The organism is Actinoplanes sp. NPDC019969, from assembly GCF_055562375.1.
This window is the reverse complement of sequence record NZ_JBVHFK010000001.1, coordinates 100,604-117,862: the sequence shown is the minus strand read 5'-3', so window position 1 is coordinate 117,862 and position 17,259 is coordinate 100,604. Positions and strand designations below refer to the sequence as shown.

At 70.7% G+C, this 17,259-nt stretch carries 12 protein-coding genes; 9 read left to right on the top strand and 3 right to left on the bottom strand.

Going from position 1 to position 17,259, the window contains the following annotated elements; all coding sequences use genetic code 11:
- Window positions 1-576: 576 nt before the first annotated feature.
- Window positions 577-1,485 carry a hypothetical protein gene (locus ACZ3II_RS00555; protein WP_465515488.1) on the top strand — a complete coding sequence of 303 codons (909 nt, stop codon included), beginning with the start codon at window positions 577-579 and terminating at the stop codon, window positions 1,483-1,485.
- 112 nt (window positions 1,486-1,597) lie between these two features.
- On the top strand, window positions 1,598-4,231 hold the full coding sequence (locus ACZ3II_RS00550) for a M4 family metallopeptidase (RefSeq protein ID WP_465515487.1): 2,634 nt from the start codon (window positions 1,598-1,600) through the stop codon (window positions 4,229-4,231).
- 42 nt (window positions 4,232-4,273) lie between these two features.
- Here ACZ3II_RS00550 and ilvD read toward each other — a convergent pair whose 3' ends face one another.
- On the bottom strand, window positions 4,274-6,121 hold the full coding sequence (ilvD, locus tag ACZ3II_RS00545) for a dihydroxy-acid dehydratase (protein WP_465515486.1): 1,848 nt from the start codon (window positions 6,119-6,121) through the stop codon (window positions 4,274-4,276).
- 102 nt (window positions 6,122-6,223) lie between these two features.
- Here ilvD and ACZ3II_RS00540 point away from each other — a divergent pair, with 102 nt between their 5' ends.
- From ACZ3II_RS00540 to serA, 5 genes are all read left to right on the top strand, one after another.
- On the top strand, window positions 6,224-8,578 hold the full coding sequence (locus ACZ3II_RS00540; protein ID WP_465515485.1) for a putative bifunctional diguanylate cyclase/phosphodiesterase: 2,355 nt from the start codon (window positions 6,224-6,226) through the stop codon (window positions 8,576-8,578).
- 146 nt (window positions 8,579-8,724) lie between these two features.
- Window positions 8,725-10,554 (top strand): acetolactate synthase large subunit, encoded by a 1,830-nt coding sequence (locus ACZ3II_RS00535; RefSeq protein ID WP_465515484.1) that lies wholly within the window; start codon window positions 8,725-8,727, stop codon window positions 10,552-10,554.
- Entirely contained in the window at window positions 10,551-11,069 is a 519-nt protein-coding gene (gene ilvN, locus ACZ3II_RS00530) for an acetolactate synthase small subunit (protein ID WP_183216670.1), read from the top strand. The genes ACZ3II_RS00535 and ilvN overlap by 4 nt, the downstream gene beginning before the upstream one ends.
- Before the next feature lie 27 nt (window positions 11,070-11,096).
- Window positions 11,097-12,110, top strand: a complete 1,014-nt coding sequence (gene ilvC, locus ACZ3II_RS00525) for a ketol-acid reductoisomerase (protein WP_465515483.1) — start codon at window positions 11,097-11,099, stop codon at window positions 12,108-12,110.
- A 66-nt stretch (window positions 12,111-12,176) separates the two neighbouring features.
- Complete coding sequence (serA, locus tag ACZ3II_RS00520) at window positions 12,177-13,751, top strand: phosphoglycerate dehydrogenase (RefSeq protein ID WP_465515482.1); 1,575 nt, start codon at window positions 12,177-12,179, stop codon at window positions 13,749-13,751.
- A gap of 58 nt (window positions 13,752-13,809) precedes the next feature.
- Here the strand turns inward: serA and ACZ3II_RS00515 are convergent, their stop codons facing one another.
- Window positions 13,810-14,160 (bottom strand): hypothetical protein, encoded by a 351-nt coding sequence (locus ACZ3II_RS00515; protein ID WP_465515481.1) that lies wholly within the window; start codon window positions 14,158-14,160, stop codon window positions 13,810-13,812.
- Between the two features lie 390 nt (window positions 14,161-14,550).
- On the opposite strand from ACZ3II_RS00515, the gene ACZ3II_RS00510 reads away from it, so the two are divergent.
- Together ACZ3II_RS00510 and ACZ3II_RS00505 are read left to right on the top strand one after the other, a co-directional pair.
- Entirely contained in the window at window positions 14,551-15,576 is a 1,026-nt protein-coding gene (locus ACZ3II_RS00510; RefSeq protein ID WP_465516569.1) for a 3-isopropylmalate dehydrogenase, read from the top strand.
- A 144-nt stretch (window positions 15,577-15,720) separates the two neighbouring features.
- Complete coding sequence (locus ACZ3II_RS00505) at window positions 15,721-16,818, top strand: branched-chain amino acid aminotransferase (RefSeq protein WP_465515480.1); 1,098 nt, start codon at window positions 15,721-15,723, stop codon at window positions 16,816-16,818.
- 139 nt (window positions 16,819-16,957) lie between these two features.
- Here the strand turns inward: ACZ3II_RS00505 and ACZ3II_RS00500 are convergent, their stop codons facing one another.
- A complete protein-coding gene (locus ACZ3II_RS00500) occupies window positions 16,958-17,161 on the bottom strand; it encodes a hypothetical protein (protein ID WP_465515479.1) in 204 nt (67 codons plus the stop codon).
- Window positions 17,162-17,259: the final 98 nt, after the last annotated feature.

Below are 17,259 nucleotides of genomic sequence, written 5' to 3'. Positions count from 1 at the left end.
GCTGTCTCCCACCGAGCGAGACGACACTGACAGCCAGCCGGAGGTTTCGCCGCCACGACTCGCGACTTCGCTGATCCGTGGACGGCCGGGACGGGACGTTGGATATGAGTGCGGATGTCTCTTCCCGCCATTGTGGGCGGTCCCTACGCTGAGGTCCCGGCGGACACCGGCCTACGGAAGGGCGGATCGGCGATGGCCAATTCCCGGAAGCGTTCCCGTCCTCATCCCCATCCGAGCCGGCATCAGATTCCCGTTCAGCCGCGCCCTCGCCCCGGCGTGGCTGCCGGGGATAAAACCGCCGGCCCGGGAGCCGCAGCAGCTGATGATGAGGCTCGGATCAGGGCCGCGAGCGGTGACGCGGGACGAAAAGCGGCCGACGCAGATCCCGGCCCCGGGACGGACGGCGAGGGAAACCGTCGGGATCAGGGAGGGGGCGAGGGAAACCGTCGGGATCAGGGAGGGGGCGAGGGAAACCGTCGGGATCAGGAAGAGGGCGAGGGAAACCGTCGGGAACGGGGAGACGGCGAGGGGAGCCGGCGGGATCGCGGTGACGGTGCGGGAGCGGGCACCGTCCAAATGGGGGACCCGGGCGCGGGCGGTGGGACCGGCCGGGACGAGGCGCCGAAGATCACCACGCGGGAACTGGTCGCGATCGGGTCAGCGCTGTTGCTGCTGCTGTTTCTGATCAAGATCTACGGGGTGGCGCGGTATTCGCTGACCACCACGACCGCGCTGCTCGCCGCCACGCCGGTGCAGGTGGCGCTCGGCACGGCGACGATCTACGCGTACTACATCCTCCCGGCGATCGCGCTGGGCACGGTCTGGTTCGGGGTGCGGTACCGGGCCCGGATCCAGCCCGCGCTCTGGCCGCTGATCCTGATCGTCGCGGCGGTGACGGCGCTGGCCTCGCCGTACCGTTATCTCCTGCAGTGTCTGTTCGTCGTTCTCGCGGCGCTCTGCGTGGAGATGATCGTCCGGCATCTGCGGCACCGCTGGGTCCGCTCGTCCGACGAGCGACTGACCGCCCGCGCGCGGACCCTGACCGGCTGGCAGGGTCTGTCCGTCGTCTATCTGGGCGCCGCCGCCCTGGCCTACCAGTTCATGCACAGCCTCGACGCTCCGTGGGTGTCCGCCCAGGCGTTCTTGATCAACGGTACGGCGGTGACCACCACCCAGGACCTGACGGACGGCGTGAACAAGCTGAGTGTCACCCCGGAGAGCCGGTTCGTCGGCTATCCCATCGCCGAGAGCGAGGAGTGGCTGACCGTCCTGCACGTCGACACCCGTTACGTCATGCGGATCCCGCAGTCCGCTGTGGACAGCCGGTTGACCTGTCACAACGAGGACGATCAGCTGGCCGGTGACCAGCCGCTGCTGGAGTACCTGAAGGGCAGCCGGTACAGCTCGCCCAATCTGGACTGCCGGGAGGTCCTGCGCTATCTGCAGGGCAAGCGCCCGGGTCAGCCGTTCACCGTCGGCAGATAGGTCCCCGTACGTCACCCTATCGACCTTGATCGCGGCGACCTGGTCTGGCAGGGTGCAGCCTGCACTTGAGTTCGTCGATGTGCGGGAATCGAACCACGGGGGAACTGAATAGATGTCTTGGAGAGCCCTGGCCGGCGCCGCCGCTGCCGTGACCGGCGCCGGTGTCGCCCTGGTCATCGCCGGCCAGCCACCGTCCGCTCCGGTCGCGCAGCAGATCCCGGCGCACGAGAACCCGGCGCCGGTCGCCGACGTGTCGCTGTCGGCGCCGATGCCGGGCCGGACGGAGGCGACGACCGCGGCGGCGCGGAGGCCTGCCGGGTCGCCGGCCGCCGGACGGCCACAGCCCGGACGGACGGCGCCGGAGAAGAAGCACCCGCCGACCCCGAAGGTCGCGGCCCAGCAGGCCGAGGCCACTGTCGTCGCGCACCGCAGCGTGGTTCGTGGCGTCCCGCAGGAGGAGTACCGGTCGCGGACCGCGCTGGTGGAGTCCGACGGCAGCCGGCACGTGCGGTTCGACCGGTTCTATCGCGGGCTGGAGGTGCTCGGCGGTGACTTCATCGTCCACTCCGGCCCGGACGGGCGGCTCGAGGACACCACGCTGACCCAGGCGATGCCGATCAGTGTGTCGATCGTGCCGGGGGTGAGCGCGGCGAAAGCGGCCGGTTCGGCGGCGGCGAAGTATCCCGGCAAGCAGTCGCGGACCGCTCCGGCGCTGGTCGTCGACGCTGCCGCCGGGCAGCCGCGGCTGGCGTGGCGGGTCGTGCTGGACGGCCCGGCCGGCGCGTCGGCGACCGTGGTGGTCGACGCGCGGAACGGCGCCGTGGTCCGCGATTACGACAACGTCCGCACCGAGGCGGGGACCGGGCACGGTGGCCATTCCGGCAAGGTGGACCTGAGCACCACCCGCCGGGACGACGGCACGTTCGAGCTGATCGACCCGGAGCGGGGCGGCGTCGAGACCCGCAACGCGATCGGCACGCCGCTCGGCACGCGGCCGACGCGGGAGACGAGCACCGCGTACACCGACGACGACAACGTCTGGGGCGACACGGCGACGCATGAGGCGGCCGGGGCCGTCGATGTGCACTACGGCGCGCAGACGTTCCGGGACTACCTCAAGGACGTGCACGGGCGGGACGGGATCCGGGACGACGGCAAGGGCCCGGTCGCGTACCTGCGTGACAAGTACGACAACGCGTCCTGGAGCGACTCCTGCTTCTGCATGCAGTTCGACGCCGGCACCCCGGAGGAGGCCGGCTGGACCTCGCTGGACATCGTGGCGCACGAGATGGCGCACGGGGTCACCGGCGCCACCGCGAACCTCACCTATTCCGGTGAGTCCGGCGGCATCGACGAGGCGACCAGTGACATCTTCGGCGCGCTGACCGAGTTCTACGCCAAGAACCCGGCCGACCCGCCGGACTACCTGGTGGGCGAGCAGAAGATGGGCGCCACGACCCCGCTGCGGTTCATGGACGAGCCCTCCAAGGACGGCTGGTCGTCGTCCTGCTGGACGCCGGCGGTGAAGACGAAGGACGTGCACCTGAGTTCCGGTGTCGGCAACAAGTTCTTCTACACCCTGGCCGTGGGCAGCGGGAAGTCCGAGTGGGGCGACAGCCCGACCTGTGGCGGCGCCCCGGCGGTCACCGGGATCGGCAACGACAAGGCGGGCCAGATCTGGTACCGGGCGCTGACCCGTTACCTGGTCTCGTACAGCAACTACTCCTCCGCCCGGGAAGCCACCCTGAAGGCCGCCGCCGATCTGTACGGCGCCGACAGCACCGAGCAGAAGACGGTGGACGCGGCGTGGAAGGCGGTCGCCGTCGACGGTTCGGACCCGGTGGCGAACGACCCGATCAACAACCCGATCCTGGTACCTCCCGCGAACGGGGACGCCCTGATCGGCCGGCCGTACTCGCAGTCGATCATCGCGGCGGACCCGCAGGGTGACCCGCTCACCTACACCGCCACCGGCCTGCCGAAGGGGCTGACGCTGGACCCGGTGACCGGGCGGATCACCGGCGTGCCGACCGAGGCGGACTTCCACTTCGTCGACGTCACGGTCAAGGACCCGGCCGGGAACACGGCGACCGACTGGTTCATCCTGGAGGTCTTCCCGCTGATGACGCTGGCCGACCCCGGACCGCAGACCGACGTCGTCGGCTATCCGGCGTACCTGGAGTTCGACACCTCGCACCGGTCGTCCAGGTCCACCATCAAGGCGACCGGCCTGCCTGCCGGGCTGACCCTCGACGACAATCTGCCCTACATCTGGGGAGAGCCGACGACGGCCGGAACCTCGCAGGTGGTCTTCACCATCGCCGATCCCGTCGGTCAGAGCGCCTCGGTGACCTTCACGTGGAAGGTGTACGCGTCGTGGGACGACGTCCCGCCGAAGGAGCCCACGCCGGGGACGAGCAGCTCGCCGAGCCCGTCCGGGTCCGGCGGTAGCGGATCACCGACGACGAAGCCCCCGGCCACCGGCACGGCCTCGCCGCGTCCCGCGCCGACCCGCTCCGCCACGCCGACCAGCTCCGCCACGCCGACCCGGTCCGCCTCGTCCCGGCCGACACCGACCGGGCAGGGTGGCGGTGGCGGGGTCAGCACGACGCCGCCTGCCGCGTCGGGTGGCTCGCTCCCGCAGACCGGTCCGAATGTGATCAGCCTGGCCGGGATCGGTGTGCTGTTCGTCGGGGCCGGGCTGGCGCTGATGGCCGTACGCCGCCGGGAAAAGCCGAAGACCTGACCTGCTTTCCGGGGTACGGCGTGAGCCGTACCCCGGGCAGTTCTATTCGGGAACGCGCCGGTAGGCGCCGTCGCTGGCCGCGGTGGCCATCGAGGCGTAGGCGCGCAGCGCCGCGGAGACCGGCCGCTGACGATCGACCGGCGTGTACGGCTTGGGCCGCCGCTCCTGCTCGTGCCGGCGCTGGGCCAGCACGTCGTCGTGGACGTTGAGGGTGATGCTGCGGCCCGGGATGTCGATGGTGATCTCGTCGCCGGTCTCGACCAGGGCGATCAGCCCACCGCCGGCCGCCTCCGGGGAGACGTGGCCGATGGACAGACCGGACGTGCCGCCGGAGAACCGGCCGTCGGTGATCAGCGCGCACGCCTTGCCGAGCCCGCGGCCCTTCAGGAACGACGTCGGGTAGAGCATCTCCTGCATGCCGGGCCCGCCGCGCGGGCCCTCGTAGCGGATGATCACGACATCGCCCTCGACGACCTCCTTGCCGAGGATGCCGGTGACCGCGTCGTCCTGCGACTCGTAGACCCGGGCCGGCCCGGTGAACTTCCAGATCGACTCGTCGACGCCGGCGGTCTTGACCACGCAGCCGTCCGGCGCCAGGTTGCCGAAGAGGATCGCCAGGCCGCCGTCGACCGTGTACGCGTGCTCGACCGACCGGATGCACCCCTCGGCCGCGTCGGTGTCCAGTTTTGCCCAGCGGTTCTGCGTGCTGAACGGCTCGACGGTGCGGACCCCGCCGGGCGCGGCGTGGAACAGCTCCAGCGCCTTCTCGGAGGGTGATCCGCCCCGGATGTCCCACTCGGAAAGCCAGGTGGACAGGTCGGGGGAGTGCACCGCGCGGACGTTCTCCTTGAGGGCGCCGCCGCGCCGCAACTCACCGAGCAGGGCGGGGATGCCGCCGGCCCGGTGCACGTCCTCCATGTGGTACTTCGGGCTGTTCGGCGCGACCTTCGACAGGCAGGGCACCCGGCGGGAGATCGCGTCGATGTCGGAGACGCTGAAGTCGAGCTCCGCCTCGCGGGCCGCGGCCAGCAGGTGCAGGATCGTGTTGGTCGAGCCGCCCATCGCCACGTCCAGGGCGACCGCGTTCTCGAAGGCGTCGCGGTTGGCGATCGAGCGGGGCAGGACCGACTCGTCGTCCTTCTCGTAGTACTCCTTGGCGATCTGGACGATCAGCCGGCCGGCCTCGGTGAAGAGGGCCTTGCGGGAGGCGTGGGTGGCCAGGGTCGAGCCGTTGCCGGGCAGCGACAGGCCGATCGCCTCGGTCAGGCAGTTCATCGAGTTGGCGGTGAACATGCCGGAGCACGAGCCGCAGGTCGGGCATGCGGACCGCTCGATCGTGTCGAGCTGGGCGTCGGTGACGTTGTCGTTGGCGGCGGCGCTCATCGCGTCGACCAGGTCCAGCTTCTCGTGGACGATGCCCTCGATGGCGACCGTCTTGCCGGCCTCCATCGGGCCGCCGGAGACGAAGACGGTCGGGATGTTGAGCCGCAGCGCGGCGATCAGCATGCCGGGAGTGATCTTGTCGCAGTTCGAGATGCAGACCAGGGCGTCGGCGCAGTGCGCGTTCACCATGTACTCCACGGCGTCGGCGATCAGCTCCCGGCTGGGCAGGGAGTAGAGCATGCCGCCGTGACCCATGGCGATGCCGTCGTCGACCGCGATGGTGTTGAACTCGCGGCCCACGCCGCCGGCCGCCGCGATCGAATCGGCGACCAGGCCGCCCATGTCCTTGAGGTGCACATGGCCCGGTACGAACTGGGTGAAGCTGTTGGCGATGGCGACGATCGGCTTGCCGAAATCGTCGTCGGTCATGCCGGTGGCGCGCCAAAGGGCGCGCGCGCCGGCCATCGTGCGACCGTGTGTCGAGGTCCGGGAGCGCAGCTCAGGCATGCCACCCATAGTGCCACTGCGCAGGGCGTCCACCGTGCCGGACGTCCACAGCTCGGGACGCATGGGGTGTCGTAAATCCCGATGATCCGGCACAGTGTGTCCGTGCACTCACCGTCCGGTATGGAACTGGCGGCCCTCGCCGGCCTGCTCGTCGCCGTCCCGGCGGTCGCCTACCTGGGCCGGTCCGGCCGCCGGCACACCGGCGCCGCCCGGCGGGCGCATCTGCTCCTGGCCGCCGGTGGCGCGATCGCCACCGCCGCGGCGCTGGCCGGCCTGGCCACCGCCCTGCTCACCGCCCACCACCACACACCCGGGCACAGCCGCGCGCTGGCCACCGCGGTCGCCGTCGGGATGGGGCTCGGCACGCTGACCCTGCTGGCCGGCACGGTGGCGCTGCCCGGCGCGGCCCGCGACCCCGCCGCCGCGGTCCGGCACGTGCTGGACGGCCTGGTGATCGCGGCCTCCATCTGGTTCGTGGGCTGGGTGCTGCTCACCGAGCCGACCCGGATCCTCGGCGAGGTGACGCCGAGCCAGTGCCCGGCCATCCTGATGCCGGCGGTTCTGGTGGTGCTCGGGCTGGGCCTGACCGCGGTGCTGGCGCTGCACGCCCACCGGCCGCGGCGGCACACCGTCCGGGTGGCCGCCGGGGTCAGCCTGGTGGCCATGGCGGCGAACGTGCTGGCCATCGGGATCTGCCGGGACAACAGTGGGTACGCGCTGGTCAGCGGCGCCCTGCTGACCGGCGGGCTGACATGCGTGGCCTGGGCGGTGCGGGCCGCCGACCGGCCGGTCGAGGAGTCCGGGGACGTGCTGGAGCGCGGCGGGGCGTACGCGGTGGTCCCGATGCTCGCCATGCTCGGCGCCCTCGGCTACCACCTGGCCCGGGGCGGCACCATGGACGTGTTCGGCTACCTCGGCGCCAGCATCGAGGGCCTGGCCCTGGTCGCCCGGCAGTACCTCGCACTCGACGACGTCCGCGGCTACACGCTGCGGCTGCGGCAGAGCGAGGCGCACTTCCGCGAGCTCGCGCACACCGACCCGCTGACCGGGCTGGCCAACCGGCGCGGCCTGCAACGGGCGCTGCGCGAGTCGGACACGGACACCGCCCTGATCGGCATCGACATGGACGGCTTCAAGACCGTCAACGACCTGCGCGGACACGACGTGGGCGACGCGGTGCTGGCCGAGGTGGGCGCCCGGCTGCGGCGCAACCTGCTGGCCGGGGACGTGGCGGCCCGGCTGGGCGGCGACGAGTTCGCGGTGCTGATGCGCGGGGACGCCGACGAGGCGGTGCTGGCGGCGCACCGGCTGCTCGCGGTGCTCGGGGAGCCGTACGACGTGGACGGGGGTCAGATCTTCCTGTCCGCCAGCGTCGGCGTGGCCGCCACCGGTGAGCTGCTGCACGACGCCGACCTGGCGCTGCGGTACGCGAAACAGCGCGGCAAGAACCGGGTGGAGAGTTACCAGGCCAGTTACGACGAGCTGCTGCGCCGCCGCGGCACGCTGACCGGGGAGCTGCGGCACGCCATCGAGCGCGGCCAGCTGCACCTGGTGTTCCAGCCGGTGGTGGCGCTGCCGTCGATGCGGCCGGTGGGGGCCGAGGCGCTGCTCCGCTGGACCCATCCGGAGCTGGGCCGGGTGCCGCCGGTGGAGTTCATCCCGGTGGCCGAGGAGTCCGGCCTGATCAACCGGATCGGCGCCTGGGTGCTGGAGACGGCGTGCCGGCAGCTCGCTGGATGGCGGGAGCTGGGCCACGACGTCTGGCTGTCGGTCAACCTGTCACCCAAGGAGCTGCACAACGCCGACTACGCGGCCCGGGTCGCCGACGTCCTCGCGGAGTACAACGTGCCCCCGCAGCGCCTGGTCCTGGAAGTCACCGAGCACGCGGTCGCCACCGACATGGACGAGCTGGTCCGCCGGCTGGCGGAGGTACGCGCCACCGGCGTCCGGATCGCCCTGGACGACTTCGGGGCCGGCTATTCGTCGCTGACCCAGCTGCGCACCCTCCCGGTGGACATCCTCAAGATCGACCACGCGCTGGTGGCCGAGCCCGAGTCCCGGACCGGGACGGCGGCCCCGCTGGTCGACGTGGTGGTCCGGCTGGGTCACCGGCTCGGGCTGGAGGTGCTGGCCGAGGGGATCGGCACGCCGGCGCAGCGGGGCGTGGTCGAGGAGGCCGGCTGCCGTCTCGGCCAGGGGTCGCTGTTCGGCTGGGGCGTGCCGGCCGAGCACTTCGAGTCGCGCCTGCGCGCGTTGCGGCCGCTGGGCCCGCGGCCGCTCCCGGCGCCGCGGTCCGCGCCGCCGAACGACGCCCCCGCGCGCAGCCAGGTGGTCCGCCTCGGGCCGGGGATGCGGCAGGTCAGGGCGCTGCTGCCGAGCGACCCGGATTTCGCCGCCACGGCGCGTGATCAAAATGTGGGATCAGTTGACTCAGGGCGTGAGATGGGGCAAGGTTAGCCGCATGTGCTTCGCGTCCCGAGTACTTATCTAAAGCGCGCCGCTCCCACATGAGGGAGGGTGCGCTAGGTCCCGTGCTTTCGGCACGTGGGCCTTTTTTGTTGCTCAAGTGCCGGGACCGCCAACCCGAAAAGGTCTGAACTGCCATGACGAGACCCACTCCTGAATCCCTCGCCCATCGAGCCACTCCGGCCACCGTCGCGGCGGCCGTGAACCCCACCTCCGCCACCGTGGCCCCGGTAGCCACCAGCGGTGCCGGCGCGCTCGTCCGGTCGCTCGAGGCGCTCGGGGTCGAGGTCGCGTTCGGCATTCCGGGCGGGGCGATCCTCCCGGCGTACGACCCGCTGTTCGATTCCAAGGTCCGGCACATCCTGGTTCGTCACGAGCAGGGCGCCGGTCACGCCGCCACCGGGTACGCGCAGGCCACCGGCCGGGTCGGGGTCTGCATCGCGACCAGCGGCCCGGGCGCCACGAACCTGGTCACGCCGATCGCCGACGCGTACATGGACTCGGTGCCGATCGTCGCGATCACCGGCCAGGTGAGCCGGTCGTTCATCGGCACGGACGCCTTCCAGGAGGCCGACATCCAGGGCATCACCCTGCCGATCACCAAGCACAACTTCCTGGTCCAGACCCCGGAGGAGCTGCCCCGGATCCTGGCCGAGGCGTTCCACCTGGCGATCACCGGCCGCCCCGGCCCGGTCCTGGTCGACATCCCGAAGGACGTGCTGCAGGCGCAGACCACCTTCCAGTGGCCGCCGACGCTGGACCTGCCGGGCTACCGCCCGACGCTGCACCCGCACGGCAAGCAGATCCGTGAGGCGGCCCGGCTGATCGCCGCGGCCAAGCGCCCGGTGCTGTACGTCGGCGGCGGCGTGCACAAGGCCGGCGCCACCGACGGGCTGCGCAAGCTCGCCGAGCTCACCGGCATCCCGGTGGTCACCACGCTGATGGGCATCGGCGCGTTCCCCGACTCGCACCCGCAGCACCTGGGCATGCCCGGCATGCACGGTACGGTCCCGGCCGTCTACGCGATGCAGAAGTCGGACCTGCTGATCACCCTCGGTGCCCGGTTCGACGACCGGGTCACCGGCAAGCTGGACTCGTTCGCGCCGGACGCCAAGATCGTGCACGCGGACATCGACCCGGCCGAGATCGGCAAGAACCGGCACGCGGACGTGCCGATCGTCGGCGACGCCCGGCACGTGATCGACGAGCTGATCGCCGCGGTCTCGTCCACGGCCGGCGGCACCGAGCAGTACGCCGCCTGGTGGGCCACGCTGAACGACATCCGGGAGCGTTACCCGTTGGGCTACGAGGAGCCGACCGACGGCACCCTGGCCCCGCAGTACGTGATCGAGCGGCTCGGCGAGATCGTCGGCCCGGACGCCATCTACTGCGCCGGCGTCGGCCAGCACCAGATGTGGGCGTCCCAGTTCATCAAGTACGAGAAGCCCGGCACCTGGCTCAACTCCGGCGGCGCCGGGACCATGGGCTACGCGGTCCCGGCCGCGATGGGCGCCAAGGTCGCCGCGCCGGACACCACGGTGTGGGCGATCGACGGCGACGGCTGCTTCCAGATGACCAACCAGGAGCTGGCCACCTGCGCCCTGGAGGGCATCCCGATCAAGGTCGCCGTGATCAACAACGGAAACCTGGGGATGGTCCGCCAGTGGCAGACCCTGTTCTACGACGGCCGGTACTCCAACACCGAGCTGGGCACGCACAAGCACCGCATCCCGGACTTCGTGAAGCTGGCCGAGGCGCTCGGCTGCGTCGGCCTGCGCTGCGAGTCGAAGGACGACGTCGACAAGGTCATCAAGCAGGCCATGGAGATCAACGACGCCCCGGTGGTCATCGACTTCACGGTCGGCAAGGACGCCATGGTGTGGCCGATGGTCGCCGCCGGCACCAGCAACGACGAGATCATGTTCGCCCGGGACGTGCGCCCGACGTTCGAAGAGGACGACCTGTGACCAACAAACACACGCTGAGCGTGCTGGTCGAGAACAAGCCCGGTGTGCTGGCCCGGGTCAGCGGGCTGTTCTCCCGGCGCAGCTTCAACATCGACTCCCTGGCGGTCGGCGAGACGGAGAACCCGGACGTCAGCCGCATCACGATCGTGGTCGACGCCGAGTCGTCGCCACTGGAGCAGGTCACCAAACAGCTCAACAAGCTGGTCAATGTCCTGAAGATCGTGGAGCTGGACCCGGCCCAGTCGGTCCAGCGCGAGCTCCTGCTGGTCAAGGTGCGTGCTGATCGGGCGCAGCGCAGCCAGGTGCTCGAGACCGTCGAGCTGTTCCGGGCGCGAGTGATCGACGTCGCTCCGGACACCCTGACGATCGAGGCCACCGGTAACCCCGACAAACTGGATGCGTTGCTGCGCGACCTCGAGCCGTACGGCATCAAGGAGATGGTCCAGTCGGGCCTCGTGGCCATCGGCCGCGGATCCCGCTCCATCACCACGGGCCCTGCGCTCCGCGCCGCCTAGTTCTCCCCACACGAAAAGAAGGAAGTCATGACCGCGGAAGTGTTCTACGACGGCGACGCCGACCTGTCGATCATCCAGGGCAAGAAGGTCGCCGTCATCGGCTACGGCAGCCAGGGCCACGCGCACTCGCTGTCGCTGCGCGACTCGGGTGTCGAGGTCGTGGTGGGCCTGCAGGAGGGCTCGAAGAGCCGCCCGAAGGCCGAGGAGCAGGGCCTGACCGTGAAGACCCCGGCCGAGGCCGCCGCCTGGGCCGACGTGATCATGGTGCTGGCGCCGGACACCGCGCAGCGCAAGATCTACGCCGAGTCGATCGAGCCGAGCCTGACCGCGGGCAAGGCGCTGTTCTTCGGCCACGGCCTGAACATCCGCTTCGAGCTGATCAAGCCCCCGGCCGACGTGACCGTCGCGATGGTCGCGCCGAAGGGCCCGGGTCACCTGGTCCGCCGTCAGTACGTCGACGGCAAGGGCGTCCCGGCGCTGGTCGCCGTCGAGCAGGACCCGACCGGCGAGGGCCTGGCGCTGGCGCTCTCCTACGCGAAGGCGATCGGCGGCACCCGGGCCGGCGTCATCAAGACCACCTTCACCGAGGAGACCGAGACCGACCTCTTCGGCGAGCAGGCCGTCCTCTGCGGTGGCGCGTCCGCGCTCGTGCAGACCGGCTTCGAGGTGCTGATCGAGGCGGGCTACGCGCCCGAGATCGCCTACTTCGAGTGCCTGCACGAGCTCAAGCTGATCGTCGACCTGATGTACGAGGGCGGCATCGCCCGCCAGCGCTACAGCGTCTCGGACACCGCCGAGTTCGGTGACTACGTCTCCGGCCCGCGCGTGATCAACGCGTCGGTCAAGGAGGAGATGAAGAAGATCCTCGCCGACATCCAGTCCGGCGAGTTCACCCGCCGCCTGATCGCGGACGACGAGGCCGGCGCGCCGGAGCTCAAGAAGTTCCGCGAGGAGGCCGCCAAGCACCCGATCGAGATCACCGGTGCGAAGCTGCGCGGCATGATGAGCTGGGTCGACCGGCCGATCACCGAGACCGCCTGATCCCGACATATCCGAAAAGCCCGGCCGGGCAGGCCGGGCTTTTCGTTTGGGCTAACATCGAAGTTCATGAGTCCCGTGGTGCTCGTCGCCGAGGAGCTGGCAGCTGTCGCGCTCAACCTTCTCGCGGAGGATTTCGAGGTCAATGAGGTCGATGGGACAAATCGGGCAGCACTCATGGCCGCGCTGGGCGCCGCCGACGCGGTGATCATCCGCAGTGCCACCCGGATCGATGCCGAGGCCTTGGAAGCGGCCCCGAGGCTGAGAGTCGTCGCCCGCGCCGGCGTCGGTCTGGACAACGTCGACATTCCCGCCGCCACCGCCCGTGGCGTCCTCGTTGTGAACGCCCCCACCAGCAACATCGTCTCCGCCGCCGAACAGGCGGTCGCCCTGCTGCTCGCGGTGGCCCGGCACACCGCGGCGGCGAGCGCGGCCCTCAAAGCAGGCGCCTGGCGGCGCTCCGCCTACACCGGCGTGGAGATTCAGGGCAAGACCGTCGGGGTGGTCGGGCTGGGCCGGATCGGCGTCCTGTTCGCGCAGCGCATGGCTGCTTTCGGGGTGCGCCTCCTCGCTTACGACCCGTACGTCCAGCCGGCCCGCGCGGCCCAGCTCGGCGTCCACCTGGTCACCCTGGAGGAACTGCTCCGGGACAGTGACTTCATCTCGGTGCATCTACCCCGTACCCCCGAGACCCTGGGCCTGATCGGGGAGAAGGAACTGAACCTGGTCAAACCCGGGGTGCGGATCGTCAACGCCGCCCGTGGCGGACTGGTCGACGAACGCGCGCTCGCCGAGGCGCTGGCCGCTGGCCGGGTGGCCGGCGCCGGGCTGGACGTCTTCGAGACCGAGCCACTCACCTCGTCCCCGCTGTTCGGCCTGGACAACGTGGTGGTCACCCCGCACCTCGGCGCGTCGACGGTGGAGGCGCAGGACAAGGCGGGCCTGGCCGTGGCCCGCAGCGTACGGCTGGCGCTGCGCGGCGAGTTCGTGCCGGACGCGGTGAACGTGCGCGCCGGCGGCCCGGTCGACGAGGACGTGCGCCCGCTGCTGCCGCTGGCCGAGAAACTGGGCCGGGTCCTCACCGCGGTGGCCGGGCACCTCGCGGAACGGGTGACCGTCGAGGTGCACGGCGCGGCGGCCGGCCACGACGTCTCGGTGCTGGAGCTGGCCGTGCTGAAAGGGCTGTTCGCCCCGGTGGTGAGCGAGCAGGTGACCTATGTGAACGCGCCCCGGCTGGCGGCCGAGCGGGGGCTCACGGTGGAGATGACGGTGGTCGAGGAGCCGAACGAGCTGATTCGCGTGCTCGGCGCGCTTCCGGACGGCCGGCCGGTCAGTGTCGCCGGGACGCTCGGGGCCGGCGCGCGGCTCGTCGAGGTGGACGGCTTCGACCTGGACCTGCCGCCGGACGGGGTGCTGGTCTTCGTCACCTACACCGACCGGCCCGGCGTGGTCGGCGCGATCGGGACGGCGTTCGGCGCGGCGGAGATCAACATCGCCGCGATGCAGGTGGCCCGGCGTGCCGCCGGTGGCACGGCGCTGATGGCGCTGACCATTGACTCGACTGTTTCCCCGGAGCTGCTCGCCGGGATCGGCGAGGTGATCGGCGCCTCCCGGACCGCCGTCGCCGACCTGCGCAACGACTGACCCCGAAAGCGTGTGGAGTTCGGCCGTCCTACGCGCCGCAAATCCACACGCCGGCTCGTCAGAACGAGCGGTAGACCGAGCCGTCCTGCAGGTCGAGCAGGTCCAGGCGGAAGTGGGCGGCGTACTTCTCGATCGTCTCCAGCACCGTGTCGGCGCAGTTCTCGTCGAGTTTCATGTGGATGTGGTCGGACTCGGCGTGCAACGGGACCGTCGCCCACGGCGATCCAGGCGCCGCCGCATGCGGCCCGCGATCGGGGTAACTGCTGGTCAGCGCGTCGTAGAAAGCGACGACGCGGGGATCGGCGGGGCGCTGCGGATGCTCCCCGCGGGCGCAGCGGGCATTGGCGGCCCGGACGGAATCCGGCTCGGCGGACTGGTCCATGGCCCACACCACTAGGTCGAAACTCACCGGCGCATGGTGCCACTGCCGTCGCCCCGTACGGGGAACCGGAAGCCCGACACGCGGGGGTGCGCCTTGCGCGTCATAAGTCCGTCTCGCTAGCGTTGTCCCAGCCGCACGTTCCGAACGGGCCCGTCTTCGGGTGACGTCGCCCGTCTCCGGGCGAGCGGTGCGTATCCCGGCGGGATTTCTCGTCGACGCAGCCCCCGTGATCGTTTGCCGCGATCCCGGGGGCTGTTCGCATGTCGGCTGGCTGGTTGTCAGGGCTGTCCCAAGCGCGCTGAGACAGCCCTGACAACCAGCCAGCCGTTCAATTGCTGGGACCGCGGTTCCGATGATCGGGACGCGGGGGTAGCCTGGCCGGGGTTCACCAGATCGGTTGGGGGAGTTGACGTGAGCGTGGCGCGGATCGCGGTTGTCGGCGGCGACGGCATCGGCACTGAGGTGACCGCGCAGGCCCGCAAGGTCATCGACGCGGTCCTCCCCGGAGTCGACTACAACGAGTACGACCTCGGCGCCCGCCTCTACCACCGCACCGGCGAGGTCCTGCCGCAGTCCGTTCAGGACGAGCTGGCCGGTCACGACGCGATCCTGCTGGGCGCCATCGGCGACCCGAGCGTCCCGCCGGGCGTCCTCGAGCGCGGCCTGCTGCTGAAGCTCCGCTTCGACTTCGATCAGTACGTGAATCTGCGCCCCAGCAAGCTCTGGCCCGGCACGTCCAGCCCGCTCGCCGGCGTCAAGCCCGGCGAGATCGACATGGTCGTGGTCCGCGAGGGCACCGAGGGCCTCTACGTCGGCGCCGGCGGCGTCCTGCACAAGAACACCCCCGCCGAGATCGCCACCGAGGAGAGCCTGAACACCCGGCACGGCGTGGAGCGGGTCATCCGCGACGCGTTCGCCCGCGCCCAGCGCCGCGAACGCCGCCACGTCACCCTGGTGCACAAGACCAACGTGCTGACCCACGCCGGCAACCTGTGGTCGCGCGCCTTCGCCGCCGTCGCCGCGGAGTTCCCCGAGGTCACCACGGAATACCAGCACATCGACGCCGCCAGCATGTTCATGGTGAGCAACCCGCAGCGCTTCGACGTGGTGGTGACCGACAACCTCTTCGGTGACATCCTCACCGACATCGCCGCTGCCGTGACCGGTGGCATCGGCATGGCCGCCAGCGGTTCCGTCAACCCGGAGCGGATCTACCCGTCGACGTTCGAGCCCGTGCACGGCTCCGCGCCCGACATCGCCGGCAAGGGCATCGCCGACCCGGCCGCGGCCATCCTCTCCGCCGCCCTGCTGCTGGAGCACCTGGGCAAGCTCGACGAGGCCCGGCGAGTAACCGAGGCGGTCGCGGCCGAGGTCGCGTCCCGGGCCCCGGGCGCGCCGCTGCGTACCGCCGAGGTCGGCGACCGGGTCGCCTCCGCCCTCTGAGCGGATCCCACCCGTCACCTGAGCCCTGGCAGGGCTTCGTCACCGTGCGGTCATTGTTTTAACGACCGTTCGGGGTAAATTCATGGGGCACTACGGGTGCCCCCGCATGCTTACGTTCTTCTGCAGAAAGCAGGTCAATCCGCCATGAGTGGTGGTGACATCCTCGATTTCGAGATCCGTCCGAACCCGGCACCCGTCAGCGACGCGGACCGCGCCGCTCTGCTGGCCAGTCCCGGCTTCGGCCGCATCTTCACCGACCACATGGTCACCGTGCGGTACGCCGACGGCAAAGGGTGGTACGAGCCCCGCGTCGAGGCGCGCGCCCCGATCCCGATGGACCCGGCCAGTGCCGTCCTGCACTACGCCCAGGAGATCTTCGAGGGTTTGAAGGCGTACACGCTGCCCGACGGCGGTGTCGCCATGTTCCGTCCGGACGCGAACGCGGCCCGGTTCAACCTCTCCGCCCAGCGGATGGCCATGCCGTCGCTGCCGGTCGAGACGTTCGTCCAGTCGCTCCACGAGATCATCAAGATCGACCGGGACTGGATCCCCGAGGACCCCGAGGGCAGCCTCTACCTGCGCCCGTTCGCGTACGCCAGCGAGGTCTTCCTCGGTGTCCGCCCCGCCACCGAATACCTCTATCTGGTCATCGCGTCCCCCGTCGGGCCGTACTTCGCCGGTGGCGTCAAGCCGGTCAGCATCTGGGTGTCGTCCGAGTTCACCCGCGCGGCCCCCGGCGGCACCGGCGCGGCCAAGTGCGGCGGCAACTACGCGGCCGGCCTGTCGGCGCAGGCCGAGGCCGCCGAACACGGCTGTGACCAGGTGGTTTACCTCGATGCGGTGCAGCGCAAGTACATCGACGAGCTCGGCGGCATGAACGTCTTCCTCGTCCTCGACGACGGCAGCCTGGTCACCCCGCCGCTGACCGGCACGATCCTGCCCGGCATCACCCGCGACTCGGTGATCAAGCTGGCCGAGCGCGCCGGCCGCAAGGTCGAGGAACGCCCGATCAGCCTGGACGAGTGGCGCGAGGGCGCCGCTTCCGGCCGGGTCCGCGAGGCCTTCGCGTGCGGCACCGCCGCCGTGATCACTCCGATCGGCGTGGTCAAGAGCGAGTCCGGCGACTTCACCCTGGGCGACGGTGGCCCCGGCGACACCACCATGTCCATCCGCAAGAACCTGGTCGACATCCAGCGCGGCCGCGCCGAGGACCCCTTCGGCTGGGTCCACCGCGTCCTCTAGAACACCCTTATTCGGTACGGGTGGGAGCGTCCACAAACGCACCCGCCCGTTCCGTCGTCTCGTGAGCGCTGCGACCCCCGCTGTCCTCAGCGCCTTTCCTCCACCGGTCACCGTGCCGACCGGTGAATCGGTATCGCTGTCACGCAGCGAGCGGACCGCCCAGATCCTCCACCCGCTCGACGGTGGCCACCTGGTGCATCCACCGATCGAGCTGGTCTTGGTCGCTGCAACCGATGATCGTCGCGCGTGCCTCATCCGAGATGGTCAGACCGCGACTTTCCAGGACGGTCAGGAGAGCCGTGGTCTGGCCCTCGGCGAACTGCCGTCGTGCCCTCAGGGTCACGACGGCGCCGGCACGGTACTCCGTGGGGGCGACGTCGGCCAGGTCGGCGGAGGCGAGGTGAACCTCGTCGTAGTCGGGGAGTTGTCGTGGAGTGGCCC

Excerpts from the sequence above, each read along its gene's own strand:
- ACZ3II_RS00555 (WP_465515488.1), top strand. The coding sequence starts at position 577 with ATGGGGGACCCGGGCGCGGGCGGTGGGACCGGCCGGGACGAGGCGCCG.
- ACZ3II_RS00550 (WP_465515487.1), top strand. The coding sequence starts at position 1,598 with ATGTCTTGGAGAGCCCTGGCCGGCGCCGCCGCTGCCGTGACCGGCGCC.
- ilvD (WP_465515486.1), bottom strand. The coding sequence starts at position 6,121 with ATGCCTGAGCTGCGCTCCCGGACCTCGACACACGGTCGCACGATGGCC.
- ACZ3II_RS00535 (WP_465515484.1), top strand. The coding sequence starts at position 8,725 with ATGACGAGACCCACTCCTGAATCCCTCGCCCATCGAGCCACTCCGGCC.
- ilvC (WP_465515483.1), top strand. The coding sequence starts at position 11,097 with ATGACCGCGGAAGTGTTCTACGACGGCGACGCCGACCTGTCGATCATC.
- serA (WP_465515482.1), top strand. The coding sequence starts at position 12,177 with ATGAGTCCCGTGGTGCTCGTCGCCGAGGAGCTGGCAGCTGTCGCGCTC.
- ACZ3II_RS00505 (WP_465515480.1), top strand. The coding sequence starts at position 15,721 with ATGAGTGGTGGTGACATCCTCGATTTCGAGATCCGTCCGAACCCGGCA.